The following is a 799-nucleotide window of genomic DNA, read 5'->3' on the forward strand; positions in this document are numbered from 1 at the left end:
TTTATTCATGGCGGTTATGTTACGTTAACAATCATGTTGGGCATTCTTTATATTATGTGGCTTTGGTACTTTGGAAATAAACGAAGAGAACATTATGAGAAAGAAAGCGAGTATGTTTCACTTCTTGACTATCGTGATCAACTCTCTAAATTAAGCGCAGACAATACAGTACCTTTGTTCACGACTAACTTAGTGTATATGACTAAAATTAAGGGTGATTACCAAATTAAGCGTAGTACCATGTATTCTATTCTCGACAGACAACCTAAAAGAGCTAAAGTTTATTGGTTTGTTACAGTCAATGAAACCAATGCACCTTATGAAAGTAATTATACAGTTGATTTACTTGAGACGCATAATGTTGTTAACGTTCAATTTTACTTAGGGTTTAAGAAATCTCAATCCGTTAGTGTCTATTTACATCAAATTGTAAATCATCTAGTGGAACAAGGTATTTTAGAACCACAAATACCCACGTATTCAACAGAGCGACAACGGAAAGTCGGCGACTTTAAGTTTGTTATTATAAAGGAACAACCAGCAGATTTAATTGTCAATGATAAGTTAAGCTCGTTAGATAGAAGATTGATTGGCGGGCGCATCTATTTGCAGAAAATTACGGCCTCACCTATTTCATGGTATGGTTTGGAGTTTAGCAATGTCATAGAAGAAAGTTCTCCGTTATTTATTACTCAAGATCAGGATCAATACTTAATCCAAAAGAAAATTTATCATCGAGGCAGATTAAGTAAGACTGAAAAATGAGTATGCAGTAGTTTAAGTGCAACAACTAAGTTAG

Annotated in this window: 1 protein-coding gene; it reads left to right on the forward strand. The window is 34.2% G+C overall.

Annotated elements, in window-relative coordinates:
- Positions 1-765: KUP/HAK/KT family potassium transporter (locus tag KGF65_RS16755; RefSeq protein ID WP_216749108.1), on the forward strand; the 765-nt coding region annotated here is incomplete at its 5' end.
- Positions 766-799: the final 34 nt, after the last annotated feature.

The sequence above is a fragment of the Lactiplantibacillus sp. 30.2.29 genome (assembly GCF_018991255.1).
Lineage (GTDB): Bacteria > Bacillota > Bacilli > Lactobacillales > Lactobacillaceae > Lactiplantibacillus > Lactiplantibacillus pentosus.